The organism is Sorangium sp. So ce693, assembly GCF_051521375.1.
Classification (GTDB): domain Bacteria; phylum Myxococcota_A; class Polyangia; order Polyangiales; family Polyangiaceae; genus Sorangium; species Sorangium atrum.
Genome location: NZ_CP150347.1, coordinates 5,326,026 through 5,342,851, shown reverse-complemented (window position 1 = coordinate 5,342,851; position 16,826 = coordinate 5,326,026). Strand labels below are relative to the sequence as shown.

Sequence of the window (16,826 nt, the reverse complement as noted above, 5' to 3'; positions counted from 1 at the left end):
ACCTCGTGCACCAGGTCTTCTCTCGAAGATCTGCCCATGTCCAAGAGCCTCATCTCGAACACGAAGCCGCATCAGCGATCGGAGAGCGAGCAGGCGATGCCCGCGAGCGCCGATTTCCGCGCCATTTTCGAGGGGCTCCCGGGAAATTACGTCGTGCTCCGTCCGGACTTCACGATCATCGCCGCGAGCGATGCCTTTCTCCGGGCCGCGAACACCCGGCGCGAGGAGCTCCTGGGTCGCAACGCCTTCGATGCCTTCCCCGACAATCCGGACGAGCGGCACGCTACCGGCACGAGGAACCTCCGCGCCTCGTTCGAGCGTGTGGTCCAGACGGGCGCCCCGGACAGCATGGCCGTGCAGAAATACGATATCCCGCGCCCCGAAGCGGACGGAGGCGGCTTCGAGGAACGCTACTGGAGCCCCTTGAACTCGCCCCTCCTCGGGCCGGACGGCAAGGTCGCGTACATCATCCACCGCGTCGAGGACGTGACCGAGTTCGTCCGGCTGAAGCAGCGCGGGATCGAGCAGGCCCGGCGCACGGAGGAGCTGAAGACGCGGGCGGAGCGGGTCGAGGCCGAGGTCTTCCTCCGCGCGCAGGAGATCCAGCGCGCGAACGAGCAGCTCCGCGTCGCGAACGAGCAGCTCAGCCGGCTCGACGAGCTCAAGACCAGGTTCTTTTCGAACGTGAGCCATGAGTTCCGGACGCCGCTCACGCTCATGCTCTGCCCGATCGACGAGCTCCTGACCGGCGCGCCCGGCGGCCTTACCGGCAGGCAACGCGAGCTCGTCGAGCTCGCGCGCCGCAATGCGCGGCGGCTCCTCAAGCTCGTGAACAGCCTGCTCGACTTCGCCCGGATCGAGGCCGCCCGGCTGCAGATCTCCTACGAGGCGCTCGACCTCTCGGCGCTGACCGCCGAGGTGGCGAGCGCGTTCCGCGCGGCCGTGGAGCGTGCGGGGCTCCGGCTCGTGGTGGACTGCCCGCCGCTTCCCGAGCCGATCTACGTCGATCGCGAGATGTGGGAGAAGATCGTTCTCAACCTGGTCTCGAACGCGTTCAAGTTCACGTTCGAGGGCGAGATCGCGGTCTCGCTCCGGTGGGGCGGCGACCACGTGCTCCTCGAGGTCCGCGATACGGGGACGGGGATCCCCGCCGACGAGCTCCCCCGGATCTTCGAGCGCTTCCACCGGATCCAGGGGGCGCCCGGGCGGAGCCACGAGGGCTCCGGCATCGGCCTTGCGCTCGTGCGGGAGCTGGTCCAGTTCCACATGGGCGACGTCCACGCGACGAGCGAGGTCGGCCGGGGCAGCACGTTCAGCGTTCGCATCCCCGCCGGATCCGCGCACGTGCCTGCGGAGCGCACCGGCGCCGAGCGGGAGCTCGGCATGACGGCCGTGACGGTCCAGGCGTTCGTCGAGGAAGCGTCGCAGTGGGGCGCCGAGGCCGCGCCGCCGGCGGAGCTGCCGCTGGGGTTACCGGCAAGCGCAGTAGAGGCGCGCCCGGCGGAGGGCCCCGCCGGCCACGTCCTGCTCGTCGAGGACAACCCCGACATGCGGAGCTACCTCCGGGACGTCCTCGCGACGCGGTGGACCGTGGAGGCCGTCGAGAACGGCGAGGCGGCGCTCTACGCCGCGCGGGCGCGCGTGCCCGATCTCGTGCTCACCGACGTCATGATGCCCGGGCTCGACGGGTTCGGCCTCCTCGGGGCGCTGCGCGCCGATCCGAGGACACGGCTCGTCCCCGTGGTGCTGCTCTCGGCCCGATCCGGGGAGGCGTCGCGCGTGCACGGCGCCGAGGCGGGCGCGGACGATTACCTCGTCAAGCCGTTCTCGGTCCGCGAGCTGCTCGCGCGCGTCGGCGGGCGCATCGAGATCGCGAGGCTCCGCCGCCAGGTCGCCGAGGACGTCGAGCGCCTCCGCGAGAGCGAGCAGCGCTTCCGCTCCCTCGCCGACTGCGCCCCCATGATGATCTGGATGTGCGGGCCCTCCGGCGGGTGCGAGTACGTCAACACGACGTGGCTGCGCTTCACGGGGCGCTCCCTCGAAGAGGAGCTGGGGGACGGCTGGCTCGACGCGGTGCACGCGGAAGAGCGCCCGCTCCTCATGGACGCCTGCGCCGCGGTGATCGAGGCGCGCGAGCCCTTCACGCTGGAATGCCGGATGGTCCGCGGAGACGGCGAGAGCCGGTGGGTCGTGACCCAGGGCGCACCGCGCTTCGGCGCCGCCGGAGCGTTCCTGGGGTTCATCGGCTCGTCCCTGGACATCACCGAGCGAAAGCGCGTCGAGGACGCGCTGGCCGACGCGGATCGCCGGAAGGACGAGTTCCTGGCCATGCTCGCGCACGAGCTGCGCAACCCCATGGCGCCGATCTGCGTGGCCGTGGAGCTCATCCGGCGGAGGTGCCGCGGCGAGCCGCCGGACCCGCACGTCGAGGTGATCGCGCGGCAAACGAAGACCTTGATGCGCCTCGTGGACGATCTGCTCGACGTGTCGCGCATCACCCGGAGGAAGATCGAGCTCCGCAAGGATCGGATCGACGTCAACGCCGCCGTGGCGCGCGCCGTGGAGTCGACGCGCGAGCAGATCGAGGCGCGGCGGCACCAGCTCCGGCTCGCGCTGCCGACGGCCTCTGTCCACGTCCTCGCGGACCCAGTCCGCCTCGAGCAGATCCTCGTCAACCTGCTCACCAACGCGTGCAAATACACCGACGTCGGGGGCCACATCGGGGTGACGGTCGAGCAGCGCGGGGACCAGGTGGAGTTGCGCGTCCGCGACGACGGGATCGGGATCGCCAGGGAGGTGCTGCCCCAGGTCTTCGAGCTGTTCCATCAGGCGGATCGCAGCCTCGATCGGGCGCCCGGCGGCCTCGGGATCGGGCTGACCATCGTCCGCGATCTGGTCGCCCTCCACGGCGGGAGCATCGAAGCGACGAGCCCGGGGCTCGGGCAAGGCAGCGAGTTCATCGTGCGCCTGCCCGTCGCGGCGGACGAGCGCGCGCCCGCGGCGGCGGACGAGCGCGTGCCCGCGGCGGCGGACGAGCGCCTCCCCGCGGCGGCCGTCGGGGCGACGTCCGCGCCCTCGAAGAACGGAGAGCAGCCGTCTCCCGCGGCGAGGAAGCTCCGCGTCCTCGTCGTCGAGGACAACGTGGACGCGGCCAGCACCCTCGCCGACGCCTTGCTGGCCCTAGGGCAAGAGGTGTGGATCGCCGGTGACGGCCCGCGCGCGCTGAGGGCCGCGGCCGAGCACCGGCCCGATCTCGTGCTCCTCGACATCGGGCTCCCTGGGATGGACGGCTACGAGGTGGCGCGTCGCCTGCGGGAGGCTGGGCTGTGCTCGGGCGCGCTCGTCGCGCTCACGGGGTATGGGCAGGCGTCGGACCGCCGCCGCGCCGAGGCGGCAGGGTTCGACGCCCACTTCGTCAAGCCGATGTCGCTGGACGCGCTCGCCGGGGTCGTCGACGCTGCCGCGGCGCCCGGAGCCCGTCAGGGCGCCGCGGACGGCGCCGGCGCGAGCCCGAAGACGCGCTCGTGACGGGCGCTCACGTGGCACCCCATGCACGAGGCGACGCGGCCGGCGGAGGTCACCTCGCCCGCGGGCGTGACCGTGCCGTAGACCCAGCCCGCGTCGGTGCCGGGGGTGTCCGGCGCGACCTTGAGCACCACGTAGGCGCCGGCGAGGCGTGACGCGCGGTAGACGCGATCGCCGTCGCGCAGGATGGGATCGAAATGATCCATGGCGTCCGGCGGGGTGGCGCCGGCGCCCGGGAGGGCGGCTGCCGCGCCGTCCTCCACCAGCTCGGGGACATAGCTCTCCTTGATCAGGACCTGCCCGACCGGCTGGGCGACGGGCGCCTGTCCCTCGACGAGCGGATAGCGATCGCGGTGCTTGGCGAACACCGAGTAGAGCTTGCGGGCGTGGCCGCCGTCCTCGGCGGCGCTCATGCGGACGCGGCCGGGCAGCGGCATCCGGCACAGCCAGGGCGCCCAGCGGAGCTCGTCGTCCACGCGCCCCCAGGGCTTGTAGTCGCGGAAGGCGGCGGCGATGAGCGGGGCGAGGCGGGGGTCGATCTCGGCCTCGGCGGTGCCGGTCTCCGGTGGTGAGCCCGGCGCATCTGCCGAGGAGGAGGAGACGGGGGCCGGAGGGGGCGTTGCGCTCCCGGCGTTGTCCGGGGTGATGGGCTCGTCCAGGGTGTTGCTGCACCCGGGCGCGAGCGCGAGGATCAGGAGCAGGGTGAGGCGCATGGAGCGGATCGTACGCTCAGAGCGCCGGAAAGGTCTGCCGGGCAGCACGGTTGCGCGCGACGCGGGATCGCCCGGAACGCTGGTGTTCTTGCGCGCGCCGCAGCGCGCCCGCCGGCGGCCGAGTTCATGGCGCGGACGGAGCAGGCCCGGACGGCGGCGGCGCGGCACGGGTCGGCTGGCAATGGGGACAGAAGTAGGTCGATCGCATCATCGTCCCCTGCCGGCGCATCTGGACCGCAGCGCCGCAGTCGTAGCAGGCGCGCCCCTCGCGGCCGTACACGCTGACCGGCTTCCTGCGGTCTCCGCCGGCGCGCGTCGTGCGTGTGGCCGCGTAATGCGCGGTCGGCCCACGGTACATGCCGGGGGGATCTCGCGGCTCGACATTGCTTTGCAGGAGGCGGCGGCCGGCGTCGAGCATCGCGGAGAGCTCCTCGTCGGAGTACGCCCGGACCGGGGCGAAGGGGTCGAGCCGCGTCCGGAAGAGGAGCTCGCTCTTGTAGATGTTGCCGATGCCGGCGACGACGCGCTGGTCCATGACGGCGACGCCGAGGGGCACCTCGTCGAGGGCGCGGAGGCGGCGGAGCGCCTCGGCGGCATCGAAGGCGCCGCCGAGCAGATCCGGGCCGAGGCCGCCGAGGAGGCGATCGCCGCGCAATGCGCTCGCGCGGAGCAAGCGCGCGACGGGCGCGCGGAAGCAGACGGCGACGTAGCCCGGGACCGCGAGGATGGCCGACGCCGTCGCCTCGGACCGCTTCCAGCGCTCGCCCTCGCGGTAGAGGTGCCAGGCCCCGCTCATGCGCAGGTGCGTGTGGAGGACGGTCCCCTCGTCGAAGAAAATGAGGAGGTTCTTGCCGCGCGCCTCCACGCGCTCGACGCGGCGGCCGACGAGCCGACGGCACGGCTGGTCGCTCCGGGGCAGCTCCAGCGCGACGACGCGCGCGCCCGTGAGCGCGGGGCCGAGGGCGGCGGCGATGCGGAAGAGGGTGTCGCCTTCAGGCATGAGCGGTGTCCGGAGGCTCTGGTACGGACCGGCCGGATCGCAAGGGGCACGAGCGGAAGAGTCAGGCCCTCACCGCATCGCCAGCCTCGCTTCGCGCTCGCCTGGACAGGTATGCTCGCATCCTCGAATCGCGGCGGTTCAGCGTCGCGCCCCTGGAGAGAGCCTCTCGATGCCTCACCCGACCTGGTGCCCCGTCGTCCTGCTGGCAGCGTCGCTCTGCGCGTGCGCCGCGCCTGCTCCCCCGCGCGCGCGCGCGTCGACCGAGCGTCCGATCGCCGTGACCGTGGCGCCCGCGGCGCCGCCCGTCGCTCCAGAGGCCCCGCACGACGCGGCCTCGCCGCCGGAGGTCGAGATCCGAGGCCACCAGATCCTCCTGGACGGCCGGCTCGTCGGCGACGCGAAGAGCATCGCCGAGCTCGGCCAGCTGACCAAGGTCGATGAGCTCTTCGAGCAGCTCCAGGCGCGGCGGGCCCGCGAGAGCGACCGCGGCGCGCCCGCGCAGGGCGAGATCGCCGTCGCCGCGGACGAATCGGTCGCCTGGATCGTCGTCGAGAGCGTCTCCCGCACGGCGGCCTTCGCGGGCTACCCCGTGGCGCTGCTTCGCACCGGCCCGGGCGGGCTCCGTTTCCGCACGCCCGTGCCCGGCTCTCCCGGGGAGGACGCCTCGGAGCCGCCGTGGCTCGAGATCGCCGTCGATGTGCGCGAACGCGACGTGGAGGTGAGCCTCTTCGAGCTGACCGTCTCCCCGCCGAGCGCCTCGGAGGGCGGCGGGTTCGTCCGGACGCTCGTGAAGCGCGAGGCGGTGGGCCCGCAGCGGGAACGCGCCTCCGCCGCGCTCTCGGAGCTCGCAGAAGCCGCGTGCGCCAAGGCGCCGCGGACCTGCCTCGACCGCATCGGCCTGCGCGCCGTGCCAGGAGCGAGCCTCGCCGACGTCAAGGAGGTCCTGTCGACCACGCTCAGCCGCGCGCCGCAATGGAAGGGACGACAGCCGGCCTCGAAGCCGGAGATCCTCATGCTCCGAGCCCTCCCCCGCGAAGGCAAGTTCACCGGGCCGCCAGGGGCGCCGCCCTCGTTTCGCGCGCTATCGATGGAGGTCTCGGGCCGGCTGGCCCCCGAGGAGATCCGGAGCGTCGTGCGCGCGCGGTTCGGCGAGCTGCGCAAATGCTACGAAGCCGGGCTGCGCCGTGATCCCAACCTCGCTGGCCGGATCTCGGTGCGCTTCGTCATCGGCAGGGACGGCAAGGTGACCGCGGTCGCCGAGGGCGATTTGCCGAACAGCCCCCCGCCCTCGCCCGCGAGCGCGCCCATGCCGGATCGCGCGGTCGTGAGCTGCGTGCTGCGCGAGTTCGAGAAGTTCACGTTTTCGGCGCCCGAGGGCGGCGTCGTTACCGTGGTGTATCCCATCATGTTCTCGCCGAGCTCGTGACGCCGGCGCGGTAGCGCGAGCGGCCGTCTCGCGCTGCGCGGACGGCTCCGCCGCGCTCAGGCCTTTCGATCGACGCGCGCGCGCGGGGTGATCACATACCCCTTCCGCGCCAGCGCGTGCCGGAACCCGGCTTGCAGGTCCCGGTGCGTCGCCAGCTCGTCGAACTCGATGCCGAGCTCGATCACGGTGCGGGCGATGCTGGGCGAGGCGCCGACGACGCTGCACTCGGCCCCGAGCAGCCCCGCGGCGCGCGTGGCCTGGAGCAGGTGGTTGGCCACCGCGCTGTCGACCGACGTGACGCCGGTGATATCGATGATGACGAACTCGGCGTGGTGCCGCTCGACCGCGGCGACGAGCGATTCGACGAGCTGGGCGCCGCGCGAGCTGTCCATCTGGCCGACGAGCGGGACGACGAGGATGCCCGGGTGGATGGGGATGCTCGGCGTCGAGAGCTCCTGGATGAGCTCGAGCAGCCGCCGCTGCGTCTCCAGGAGGATCGACTCCTGACGCTTCGCGTCCTCGATCTTCTTGCGCTCGGTGATGTCCTCGATGAGCCCGAGGAGATAACGGCCCTTGCCCTTGGCGTCCTCCATGGGGATCCACCGGGCGTGGCCGATGCGGTCCCCGAGGAGCTTCGACGGGATGCGGATCTCCGGCACCTCGACCGGCACGCCCCCCGCGAGCACGGCGCGGCTCTCGGCGTCGATCTTCGCGGCCAGCGCCTGCGGCAAATAGTCGACGAGGCGCTTGCCGATCAGCTCTCCCGGCGCGTGCCCGTGGAACTCCTCGAACCTCCTGTTCACCCGCACGTAGCGGAGATCCGCAGCGTCCTTGACGAAGAGCAGGAGCGGGAGGTGCTCGATGATGCCGTCGAGGAGGACGCGCGTGCTGTCGAGCGACGCCTCCGTCGCCCTGCGCTCTGTGACGTCGTCGTAGACCACGGCGACGCACTGATCTCCCACGGGGAACGACCACGTCGTCATGACGCGCGTGCCCGCTTCCTGGGGGAGGACCAGCTCGCTCTCGTCGGTGCCGCCGCTGCGGATCAGCTCCGCCAGGCGCTGAGGAATGCCGAGCTGCCGAAGGCTGGGGACGCTCTCGTCTACGGTCCGGCCGAGCATCGCCGCGGTGGGCCTGCTGGCGATCCGCTCGGCAGCACGGTTCATGTAGACGTACCGGAGCGACCGGTCGTCCGCCGGGGCCTCGAGGGAGAGGAAGGTGCAGCCGAGGTGCATCGCCTCGACCACCTGCGCGCACCGGCGCTGGTGCTCCCGGACGCGGCGCTCGCCCTCATCGACGAGGCGGAGCAGCGCGCCGCGGCCGCCGCCGATCGTGCAGGCGAGCCCGCGGAGCACCCACCGCGGCGCGCCGGGGCCCTGGTCCGGCAGGTCGATGTCGGCTCGATCGACCTCGCCCGAGAGCAGCGCCTGGATCCGGGCGACGTCGGCGGCCGCGGGCGCCAGCGACAGCAGCACGCGATCGCCCTCCGGCGACAGCGGCAGGCTCGGGGCCCCGAGCCCCGCCAGGAGGAGATCGAGCTGCTCGTTCTTGCACAGGACAGCGCCCTGCGCGTCGATGACGAGCGCGGGGTCGTCCAGGGCCTCGATCAGGAGGCGCGGATCGATGCGGAGAGTCTCTGCGCTGTCTTCGGCTGTCGTGTGCACGCACCCACCCCGTGAGCCCGGTGCGAGGCCGAGCGCGGCCTCGCTGCTGAACGGTCACAACCGGCGCATCATCGCTCCGTTGCCGCGCTTCTGCACCCTCCCGGTGCGCCGCATTCGCCGAAAAAGGGAGACGGCGGCGCGCCGGAGGCGCTCTCCGGCGCCGCAGCGAGCTCGACCTTCGCTGGGGCCGCCGCGCGTGGGGCCCTCGTCAGCTCGCGGTCACGCCGGCGCGGTTCTCCTGCGGCGGCTGCGGCGCCATGCGCCGGATACAGTAGCTCAGGGCAGCCCGCAGATCGCGCTGCGTCGCGATCGTCGAGAGATCGAGCCCCAGCGCGACCATCGTCTGCGCCACGTTCGGCTTGATGCCGGCCACGATGCCTTCGGCGCCGAGCAGGCGGATCGCCGCCACGAGCTCGATGAGATGGCTGGCCACCTTCGTGTCCACCACCTCGACCCCGGTCAGATCGAGGATCGCGAAATGGGCTTGTTTTTCCATGATGCGCGCGAGCAGCGCGTCCATCACCTCGGCCGTCCGCACGCTGTCGACCACGCCGATCATGGGGAGCGTCAGCACCCCGTTCCACACCTCGATGATCGGCGTGGAGAGGTTGCGAATCACCTCCTGCTGCTTCTCGATCTGGGTGATCCTGGCCCGCAGCTCGTCCTGCGCGCGCCTCACCGTGGTGATGTCGAGCGAGAACCCGAGCACCGCGTCGACCTCGTCGCGCCTGTTGAGCACGGGGACGACCCAGCTCTCCCAATGGACGCCGTGCGCCGTGTTGTGGTCATGGGCCATCGCGCCGGCGAGCGCTCCCCGCAAGATGATGCGGTCTTTCTCGGGATAGAGCTCGAGCAGGTTCTTCCCGAGGAGCTCGCCCCTCGCGAGCCCGGCGGCATCGAGCCCCTTCCCGTCGTGGTAGATGACGGTCCCCTGGGTGTCGATGGCCCAGATGGCGACCTGGAGGTTGTCCGCCAGACCGTCGAGGAGCCGCTCCTTGAGGCTCGGCTCGGCCCGGCTGCTCTCGCGGTCGGCGTCGACCTGCCGCAACGACCCGTGGATCGTGCCCCCTTCGGGCGCCCGGCTCGCGTTGCACGTCAGGCGCCGGTACGCCCCCTGGGCGTCCATCAGGCGCACATCGACCTGCACCGGCTCTGTTTGCTCCTTCAGCCGGGTCCAGGCAGCGGCGAAGTCGGCTCGATCCTCCGCATGGACGAGCGCCGTGAGCGAATTGCCATGCGCTATCCCGGCCCCCAGCGCCTGACGGAGCGCGCCGCTCGAGTGCAGCACATCCCCATCGACGCCCGTGATGAAGAGCATCTCTGGACAGGTTGCAAGAAATGTATGCAGCAGCGCCGAAGTGGCGTCCATTTCGTTCGCCATCGTTTCCCTCCCGTATGTCCCCCTCAACAACATGGCTTGTATCAGAGGCGCATCGCGGTTGGGAAGCCGCGCTCGCAATAGGATGATGTTGGTGCGATGGACAACCTATCCCGTCCGGTGTTGAGGCGGGCGCCTGTGGGGCGGTCATCGCGCCCTCAGCGCCGTGAGCCCGACTCGTCGGCTCGACCTGGCCAGGCTCAAGGGCCGTTGCTCAAGCTCCCTGGATAGAGCCCGTCGGCAGCGCCGGACTTTTCGCGCGCCCCAGCCCCATAGCTCGGCAGCAGGTGCGGCCGTGCCGACGCGGCGACCCGCGACTCGATGAAGGCCGGAAAGAGCCCTGCGAGCCGCAGGAGGAGCCGGTAGACGGGGCTCGCCGCGGCCTGCCGGGGTGCCCGATCGACGGCCCGGAGCAGCGCCTCGACCGTGTACTCGACAGGCAGGCTCACCACGCCCTCGAAGCGGACGCGGCGGCCAGACGCCGTGTCGGTATGGGGCGCCACGAACACGACGACCTGAACGCCGAAGCGACCGACCTCGCCCCGGAGCGCGTGCGACCATGCGTTGAGCGCGGCCTTTGTCGCCGAATAATTGGCCGTCGTCGGCGACGCGACGATCCCGAGCATCGAGGAGACGTTCACGACGACGCCCGCGCGGCGCGCGAGCATCGACGGCAGGAGCGCGCGCGTCACCCGCACCGCGCCCCAGTAATTGAGATCCATCTCGGAGCGCTGGGTCTCCATTTTCTGTACCAGGAAGTCCGCCTGGTCGCAGGATCCCGCGTTGTTGATCACGACGTCGCACGGCCCCGCCTCGAGGAGCCGCGCGATCCCTCGCTCGACGCTCGCGTCGTCCGTCACATCCATCGGGGCGACCTCGGCCTTCCCGCCCGCGCGCGCGATCTCGCCGGCGAGCTCCCTCAGCGCGCCCTCGTCGCGGGCGGCGAGGGCCACCGTGTGCCCCTGCCTGGCGAGCGCGAGCGCGGTCGCGCGTCCGATCCCGCGCGACGCGCCGGTGACAAGGATTCGTTTCGACGTGCTCAGCGTTCCCATCGCGCCTCCTGCGACCCTCTCCAGGGTGGACCGGGCCATCCGGTCACGAGACACCGTACGGCCGGGGGCGCCGGCGTCGCATCTCCGGGGCTGCGGAGGAGTTCTCCTGGATTGCTGCGGTCAGCGGCGCGGCCTCACCTTGAACCAGAGCTCGAGCTCCACGCGGCCGTCCTTCGGCGCGTCCGTGACGTAGCGCTCGTGGGAGGTGAAGTCGTCGGGCGCGAGGCTGCTCTCCCTGAACCAGCACGAATAGATGCTGCGATACACCTCTGGAATCCCGGACACCTCGCCGGCATAGCGGAAGACGGCGTAGCGGCCCTCGCTCATCCGGCCGCGGAAGAGCGGGGGCGGCAGCGGGATGGCCTTCGGACAGGGCACGCAAGCGTGGTATCGACACAGCTCGGGGGCCGTGATCTGCGGACTGTCGTGCGGCACGCCCCAGGCATCCACGGCGTTTTCGCAGAGCCCGAGCTGCCGGGCGGCGGCGATGAGGTCCGACCAGAGGCGCTCGAGGGCCGAGAGGTCGTACCCGCCCGGGCTGGCGAGGCATGCGAAATCGAGCCCGCTCGTGGTCTCGAAGCGGACCCGCGCGCTCCACGCCGCCGCCTCGCGGCGCCGCTCGTCGACGCCGCGCTCGGGCGGGAGCGTGTAGAGCTCTTCCGGCCGAAAGTCCTTTCCGTAGAGCGACGTGAGCCTCCCGATCGCGACGGGGAGGCCGCGCTCCGGGCTCCGCACCTGCGACGGGCTGCAGCCGAAGTGCGCCGCAAACGCCTTGGAGAAGTTCGACGCGGAGGAGTACCCGGACGAGAGCGCCACATCCATGATGCTGCGGTCCGGCTCGTACGCGAGCCGCAGCGCCGACTGCTCGAGCCGCCTCCGGGTGATGAACCGCCCGATCGGCTCGCCGACCGCCGCGTGGAACACCCGGTGGAAGTGGAACTCGCTGAGGCGCGCCGCGCGCGCGACGTCTGCGACCGTGATGGGCCTCTCGAGGTTCGCGGCGATGAAGCGGAGCGCGCGCTCGATCTCGGGCCGGTGGGCGGACTCGGTCACGACGACCTCCGCGAGGCGGCAATCGCGGCCGCGAGCGGCGTGCCCGGAGCGCGTGGGCCTTCGAATCGCATGCCCGCAGTCTAGAACGGCTCCGGCCGGAGAGGCGCTCTCCGGTGGTCCGAGGGCGGGCGCGCGGCGGTCGACGCTCCAGCGAGCGAAGGCGGCGGCGTTCGCTTCAGAGGTCGCCTCGAGATGCGGCTGGCTGGTAGGGTTGCGTCGCCATGGATGTCGTCTCCCCCAGGCCGCTCCGGGGCCAACCCGAGCTGCGCTGCCGATGAACCCCACCCTCGATCTCCTCGACCTCAATGTCTCCTACGCTTACACGAGCGCTGTCCGGCTGCTCAGCATGGACAGGGTAACGCCCTTCTGGCCCGATCTCGGGCTCCGCATCGACGACGTCGAGCCGGTGAAGACGGCCGCGCGCCGCTGCGTCCGGGCGGAGATCGCGATCGAGGCGCTGGACGACGAGGAGCGGGACTACGAGGGCATGATCGCGGTGCACATCGCGGCGTTCCTCGCCGAGGTGGAGCGCTCCCAGGGCACGGCGGCTGCGGCGCAGATCCGCGCGTGGATCGAGGAGCGCTACTTCGTCCTCGACCGGCTGCCGGACTGGCGGACCATGTGGCAGGTGCTCGTCGTGTGGCTATCGCGCCGCAAGGAGCACCGCGTCGCGCGCTTCGGCCTGCCGCTCGACAAGATAGCCAAGCTCCTCCAGATCGCCCGGGCCTGGGCGGAGACCGAGGACGCGCTGGAGCGGCGCATCGAGGAGGCGGAAGCGCTCCCGCTGGAAGGATGGGACGCCGAGGCCTACGCGGCGTACCGCGGCGACGACTCCGACCTGAGCCCCCTCACCGCGCTGTCGCAGCACCTGTCCGCGCTCGAGTTCGAGCGCACCTGGGGGGCGATCCGCCGGCTGCTCGGCCCGGCGGAGATGGACGCGCTCGACCGCTGGGGTCAGGCCGAGGTGCTGGCCCACATGGAAACGATCTCGCCCCACTCGGCGCGGATCCCGCCAGAGAGCCGCAGCCTGTCGTGAGCGCGACGCTCGCCGCAGGAGCGCCTCCGCCCCGTGCGCCGGGCCGTGCGTTTTCCAAACAGACCCGAAGAGCTCCCCGCAATTCTGGGTATGAGCACCCACGTTCCTCCCGCCGCTGACGCCTCCCGCACCGCGACCTGGAATTCCGTTCACGCCGCAGCGCTCGAAACCCTCCCGCGCTCGCTCCGGCTCCTTGGGGTCGCCGCGCCCGACGTGGAGGACCTGGTCCAGGACGTCCTCCTTGCGGCGTACGAGAGCCTGGATCGGTTCGATCCCGACTACCCGGCCTCCGCCTCGTCGTCGCCTCCGCGCGAGGTGGATGCGGCCGGCGATTCGCCGCAGCGGGATGGCCGGCGCCCGCGCGGCAGCGCGGAAGCCCGATGGCTCTTCGGGATCGCGTGGCGGAAGGTCAGCAAGCACCTGGAACGCGCCTATCGCCGCCGCGAGGTGCCGGACGGCTTGCACCCCGCGCCGCGCGGCCGGGCCGTCGATCCCGCGCCGAGCAGCGAGCAGCGCGTCGTGGAGCGAGAGCGGCTGGAGCTCGCGATCGACGTGCTGAGCACGATCGCCCCCGAGCGGCGGGTCCTGCTCGTCCTGCACGAGGCCTGCGAGGTGCCGATCGTCGAGATCGCGCGCGAGCTCGGCATCAACTACAACACCGCCGCCAACCGGCTGCGCCTGGCCCGTGAGGACTACCGCGCCGCCGTCGCGCGGCTCCGCCCGGACCAGCGGGAGGCGCTGCGCGCGTGCTGGCTCCCGTTCCCGCTGGCGTCGGAGTTCCTGGCGCGCGACGGCGGCGCGAGCGCCACGGAGCGGGCGGCGCCGCCGCCGGCGCCTGCTGCGCCTACGGCATCCGCACCGCCGGCACCGCCGCCGGCAGCGCCTGGGCCACCGGCTCCGCCCGGACCGCCGGCACCGCCGCCGCGTTCGCCTGCCATCTCGGCCCTGCCACGGAGGCCTGGCCGGATCGCCGTCGCCCTCGGGTCGGCTGCGGCGGGCGTCGCCGGAACGGTCGCCGTGCTGCTCGCCCTCGCGCCGCCGCCGGCCCTCTGGGCTCGCCGCTTCGGGCCGGTGCTGCCCGAGCTGCTGCCCGCGCGCACCGCCTGCCTTGCAGCGACGCCACCGCAGGAGGCGCCGGCGCCGGTGCCCGTCGCTCCCGCGCCCGAGGCGCCCCACCGCCCGTGCCCTGCTGCTCCGCGGGCGGCGCCGCGGGCCAGCGAGCGCGATGACATGTTGGCGGAGGAGCTGGGGCTGCTCACCGCGGCGCGAGAGCGCCTCACCGCCGGTGATGCGGCCGGGGCGCTCCGGCAGATCGCCGTGCACGAGGAGCGGTTCCCCGGGGGCCAGCTGAAGAACGTGCGGGAGCGGCTTCGCACGGTCGCGCTGGCACGCCTCCCCGCTCCGACGCAGGGCGCGCCGGGGAGCGAGCCGTCGCGATGAGCGGGCCCTGCGCCAGACCGAGGCTCGGTGCGCGCCTGGCCCGGTGCGGCATCGGTCCGCGCGGGGGCGCGAGGTGGCTGGCGCGCGCCGCCGTCGCCGCGGCCACGGCGGCCACGGTCCTGCTGGGCGTCGGCGCGGCGCGCGCGGTGCCGGATCTGCCGCAGGCTGCGATGCGGCTGGAGGTCGTGCGGGGCCCCGGCGCCGAGGGCTGCGCCGACGAGGCGCTCCTGCGCGCGGAGGTGGCGCGCGGGCTCGGCGGCGATCCGTTCGAGGATGACGCGCCGCGGGTGCTCACGGTCAGCATCGCGCAGGAGGGGCCGGAGCTCACGGCCTCGATGGCCCTGCGCGAGAGCGAGAGCGCGGGCGAGACAAGGTGGGCCGAGGGCCTCAGCACCCGGCGCGGCTGCGAGGCGCTGCTCTCCGGCGTGGCCCTCGCGATCGTGGCGCAGATCCTGAACGCGCCCGAGCGGGCGCCACCGCCAGCCGAGCCGCCGCCGTCGTCCGAGCCGTCGCCGCCGCCTTCAACGCCGCTTCCGCAGGCGCGCCGGGCCGAGGCGCCACCGCTGGCGGAAGCGACGCCAGCGCCGACAGAACGCTTGCGGCTGGAGGCGGGGCTCGGGGCGACCCTCGGCCTGGGGATCACGCCGGGGGCTGCGGCGGGCATGACCCTATCCATCGGCGTTCGCCGGCCCGACTGGTCGGTCGCGGTGGAAGGGCGGGGGCTCGTCTCGCTGGCGCAGGAGGTGAAAGAGATGACCATCAGCACCAGGGCCTTCACGGCGGCTGGTGTGGGCTGCCTGCACGGCCACCACCTCTTCGGCTGCGGGGTCGCGACCGCCGGCTTCGTCCGGTTCGTGCCCCGATATCCGTGGGACATGACGGTACGCGACGACCGTCTGTTCAGCGTTGGAGCACGGCTTGGCAGCGATTGGGCCCTCTCGGACAGGTGGAGCGCGCATGGATACGCCGAGGCCAGCGCAATCGTGGCGGACGCGGTGCTCCGGCGCCAAGGCGGGCGGCGGGAGATCGCTGGATCCATCCGATGGTCCTCACCTCCGGTCGCCGCGGCGCTCGGACTCGGTGTCACGGCGACGTACTGAACGACCTCGTGGGGCCCGGCTCTCCTCGCCAACGAGGTGAGAAATTTCAGAAGGAAACCACAATGCTCGGTGCCATCGATTCTCTCGTGAAATCTGCCCGTTGTGAACGCGTGCCAGCTCTACGTATCTTGTCCGGCATGCGAACCTTTATCCTCCTGCTCGTAGGATCCCTCTTCTTGCCTGGCTGTTCCGGAGAAGATCCGACCGTCTACGGTCCCTGTCAGCCGCAGGAATATGGTCTCCCGGGCTGCCCGTGGCCCGAGGAAGGCGGCGGCGGTGCCGGCGGCGAAGGTGGGGGCGGCGCCGGAACCGGCGGAGCCGGTGGGGCCGGCGGTGGCGATGAGACGGCCTGCGCCGGCGATTGCGTGCCACCGGCGCCGCTCGGCTGGTTCGGCCCGGCGCTCCTCTGGTTCGGCCCGCGGGACCAGGTGCCGGACTGCCCAGCCGCGGCGCCGAACATCGGCTACGAGGGGTTCGCCGATCTCGCGCCCGCTCCCCTCGCCTGCGCGGCCTGCTTGTGCGATCCGCCTGACGCGGCCACCGCCTCGTGCCAGCTTCCGCTGGGCTGGTCGGCGCACGCTTCTTCGGCCTGTCCCGGCGACCCCGGCGGCGTCACGACTCCCTTCGCGGCACCCGACGGCTGGGACGGCGCCTGCACCGCCGCGAACGCGATCCCCACCGGCCAGGACTGCGGCGGGAAGCCGTGCGTGCAGTCGGTCTCCATCGAGGCGCCGATCGTGACGGCGACCGGCGTGTGCACACCCAGGGTGGACGAACCGCCGCCGCCGGCGCTCCTCGATCCCTGGCAGACCCGGGCGCTCGCCTGCGTGCCCGGCGCCTACACGGAGTGCGTGGGCGACCGGAGCACCTGCATGCCCTCGCCGGAGCAGCCCGGGGTCCCGCCGCCCGGCGGCTTCCTGACGTGCATCTTCCACGAGGGCGACGTGACGTGCGAGGAGCCCTATCTCGACCGGCACGTCTTCTACGGCGGCGCCGCGGACACGCGCGGCTGCTCCGAGTGCGGCTGCGGGGAGCCGGAGGGCGCGTCGTGCACCATCATGGCCTCCGTCTACAGCGACGGCGCGTGCGGGGCGTTGCTCGTGTCGGCCGTCGTGAGCTCGACGACGCCGTTCTGCGGGGTCACGCCGCCCGGCGTCGCCCTCGGCAGCAAGTCGGCGGAGATCGTCGCCGTGGACCCCGGCGGCTGCGCCCCGAGCGGCGGCGAGCCCACCGGCGAGCTGCTGCCGGCCGAGCCGTCGACGTTCTGCTGCCAGGCATAGGGCCCGCGAGAAGAACAGGCGATCATCGCCCCGCGCTCAGCAGCAGCTCCACTCGAGCCGCGAGTTCTCCGCGCTCCTCGTCGCGGCTGGCCGCGACCAGGGCGCCTGCGAGCGGCCCCGAGCCGACCGTCGGCCGACCGCCTCACGTCCCAGAACGCC

Annotated in this window: 12 protein-coding genes; 6 read left to right on the top strand and 6 right to left on the bottom strand. The window is 72.5% G+C overall.

Going from position 1 to position 16,826, the window contains the following annotated elements:
* Nucleotides 1–36: 36 nt before the first annotated feature.
* Nucleotides 37–3,528 (top strand): ATP-binding protein, encoded by a 3,492-nt coding sequence (locus WMF14_RS19955; protein WP_437803096.1) that lies wholly within the window; start codon nt 37–39, stop codon nt 3,526–3,528.
* Here the strand turns inward: WMF14_RS19955 and WMF14_RS19950 are convergent.
* Both WMF14_RS19950 and WMF14_RS19945 read right to left on the bottom strand, forming a co-directional pair.
* Nucleotides 3,480–4,238, bottom strand: a complete 759-nt coding sequence (locus tag WMF14_RS19950) for a hypothetical protein (protein WP_272099041.1) — start codon at nt 4,236–4,238, stop codon at nt 3,480–3,482. The genes WMF14_RS19955 and WMF14_RS19950 overlap by 49 nt on opposite strands.
* A 124-nt stretch (nt 4,239–4,362) precedes the next feature.
* On the bottom strand, nt 4,363–5,238 hold the full coding sequence (locus WMF14_RS19945; RefSeq protein ID WP_437803094.1) for a DNA-formamidopyrimidine glycosylase family protein: 876 nt from the start codon (nt 5,236–5,238) through the stop codon (nt 4,363–4,365).
* A gap of 169 nt (nt 5,239–5,407) precedes the next feature.
* Here WMF14_RS19945 and WMF14_RS19940 point away from each other — a divergent pair, with 169 nt between their 5' ends.
* A complete protein-coding gene (locus WMF14_RS19940) occupies nt 5,408–6,664 on the top strand; it encodes an AgmX/PglI C-terminal domain-containing protein (protein ID WP_437803092.1) in 1,257 nt (418 codons plus the stop codon).
* A gap of 56 nt (nt 6,665–6,720) precedes the next feature.
* Here WMF14_RS19940 and WMF14_RS19935 read toward each other — a convergent pair whose 3' ends face one another.
* The 4 genes from WMF14_RS19935 to WMF14_RS19920 form a co-directional block, all read right to left on the bottom strand.
* A complete protein-coding gene (locus tag WMF14_RS19935) occupies nt 6,721–8,328 on the bottom strand; it encodes a PAS domain-containing protein (RefSeq protein ID WP_437803090.1) in 1,608 nt (535 codons plus the stop codon).
* Nucleotides 8,329–8,536: 208 nt separating this feature from the next.
* Complete coding sequence (locus tag WMF14_RS19930; RefSeq protein ID WP_437803088.1) at nt 8,537–9,697, bottom strand: PAS domain-containing protein; 1,161 nt, start codon at nt 9,695–9,697, stop codon at nt 8,537–8,539.
* Nucleotides 9,698–9,906: 209 nt separating this feature from the next.
* Nucleotides 9,907–10,758, bottom strand: coding sequence for an SDR family NAD(P)-dependent oxidoreductase (locus tag WMF14_RS19925; RefSeq protein WP_437803086.1), 852 nt, complete (start codon nt 10,756–10,758; stop codon nt 9,907–9,909).
* 120 nt (nt 10,759–10,878) lie between these two features.
* Nucleotides 10,879–11,811, bottom strand: coding sequence for an AraC family transcriptional regulator (locus WMF14_RS19920; RefSeq protein ID WP_437803084.1), 933 nt, complete (start codon nt 11,809–11,811; stop codon nt 10,879–10,881).
* 274 nt (nt 11,812–12,085) lie between these two features.
* On the opposite strand from WMF14_RS19920, the gene WMF14_RS19915 reads away from it, so the two are divergent.
* From WMF14_RS19915 to WMF14_RS19900, 4 genes are all read left to right on the top strand, one after another.
* Nucleotides 12,086–12,847: a hypothetical protein gene (locus WMF14_RS19915; RefSeq protein ID WP_437803082.1), complete on the top strand. Its 762-nt coding sequence runs from the start codon at nt 12,086–12,088 to the stop codon at nt 12,845–12,847.
* A 90-nt stretch (nt 12,848–12,937) separates the two neighbouring features.
* On the top strand, nt 12,938–14,287 hold the full coding sequence (locus tag WMF14_RS19910) for an RNA polymerase sigma factor (protein WP_437803080.1): 1,350 nt from the start codon (nt 12,938–12,940) through the stop codon (nt 14,285–14,287).
* Complete coding sequence (locus WMF14_RS19905; protein WP_437803078.1) at nt 14,284–15,387, top strand: hypothetical protein; 1,104 nt, start codon at nt 14,284–14,286, stop codon at nt 15,385–15,387. The genes WMF14_RS19910 and WMF14_RS19905 overlap by 4 nt, the downstream gene beginning before the upstream one ends.
* A 176-nt stretch (nt 15,388–15,563) precedes the next feature.
* Complete coding sequence (locus WMF14_RS19900) at nt 15,564–16,667, top strand: hypothetical protein (protein WP_437803076.1); 1,104 nt, start codon at nt 15,564–15,566, stop codon at nt 16,665–16,667.
* Nucleotides 16,668–16,826 lie beyond the last annotated feature (159 nt).

Excerpts from the sequence above, each read along its gene's own strand:
- WMF14_RS19910 (WP_437803080.1), top strand. The coding sequence starts at position 12,938 with ATGAGCACCCACGTTCCTCCCGCCGCTGACGCCTCCCGCACCGCGACC.
- WMF14_RS19930 (WP_437803088.1), bottom strand. The coding sequence starts at position 9,697 with ATGGACGCCACTTCGGCGCTGCTGCATACATTTCTTGCAACCTGTCCA.
- WMF14_RS19945 (WP_437803094.1), bottom strand. The coding sequence starts at position 5,238 with ATGCCTGAAGGCGACACCCTCTTCCGCATCGCCGCCGCCCTCGGCCCC.
- WMF14_RS19955 (WP_437803096.1), top strand. The coding sequence starts at position 37 with ATGTCCAAGAGCCTCATCTCGAACACGAAGCCGCATCAGCGATCGGAG.
- WMF14_RS19940 (WP_437803092.1), top strand. The coding sequence starts at position 5,408 with ATGCCTCACCCGACCTGGTGCCCCGTCGTCCTGCTGGCAGCGTCGCTC.
- WMF14_RS19915 (WP_437803082.1), top strand. The coding sequence starts at position 12,086 with ATGAACCCCACCCTCGATCTCCTCGACCTCAATGTCTCCTACGCTTAC.
- WMF14_RS19950 (WP_272099041.1), bottom strand. The coding sequence starts at position 4,238 with ATGCGCCTCACCCTGCTCCTGATCCTCGCGCTCGCGCCCGGGTGCAGC.
- WMF14_RS19925 (WP_437803086.1), bottom strand. The coding sequence starts at position 10,758 with ATGGGAACGCTGAGCACGTCGAAACGAATCCTTGTCACCGGCGCGTCG.
- WMF14_RS19905 (WP_437803078.1), top strand. The coding sequence starts at position 14,284 with ATGAGCGGGCCCTGCGCCAGACCGAGGCTCGGTGCGCGCCTGGCCCGG.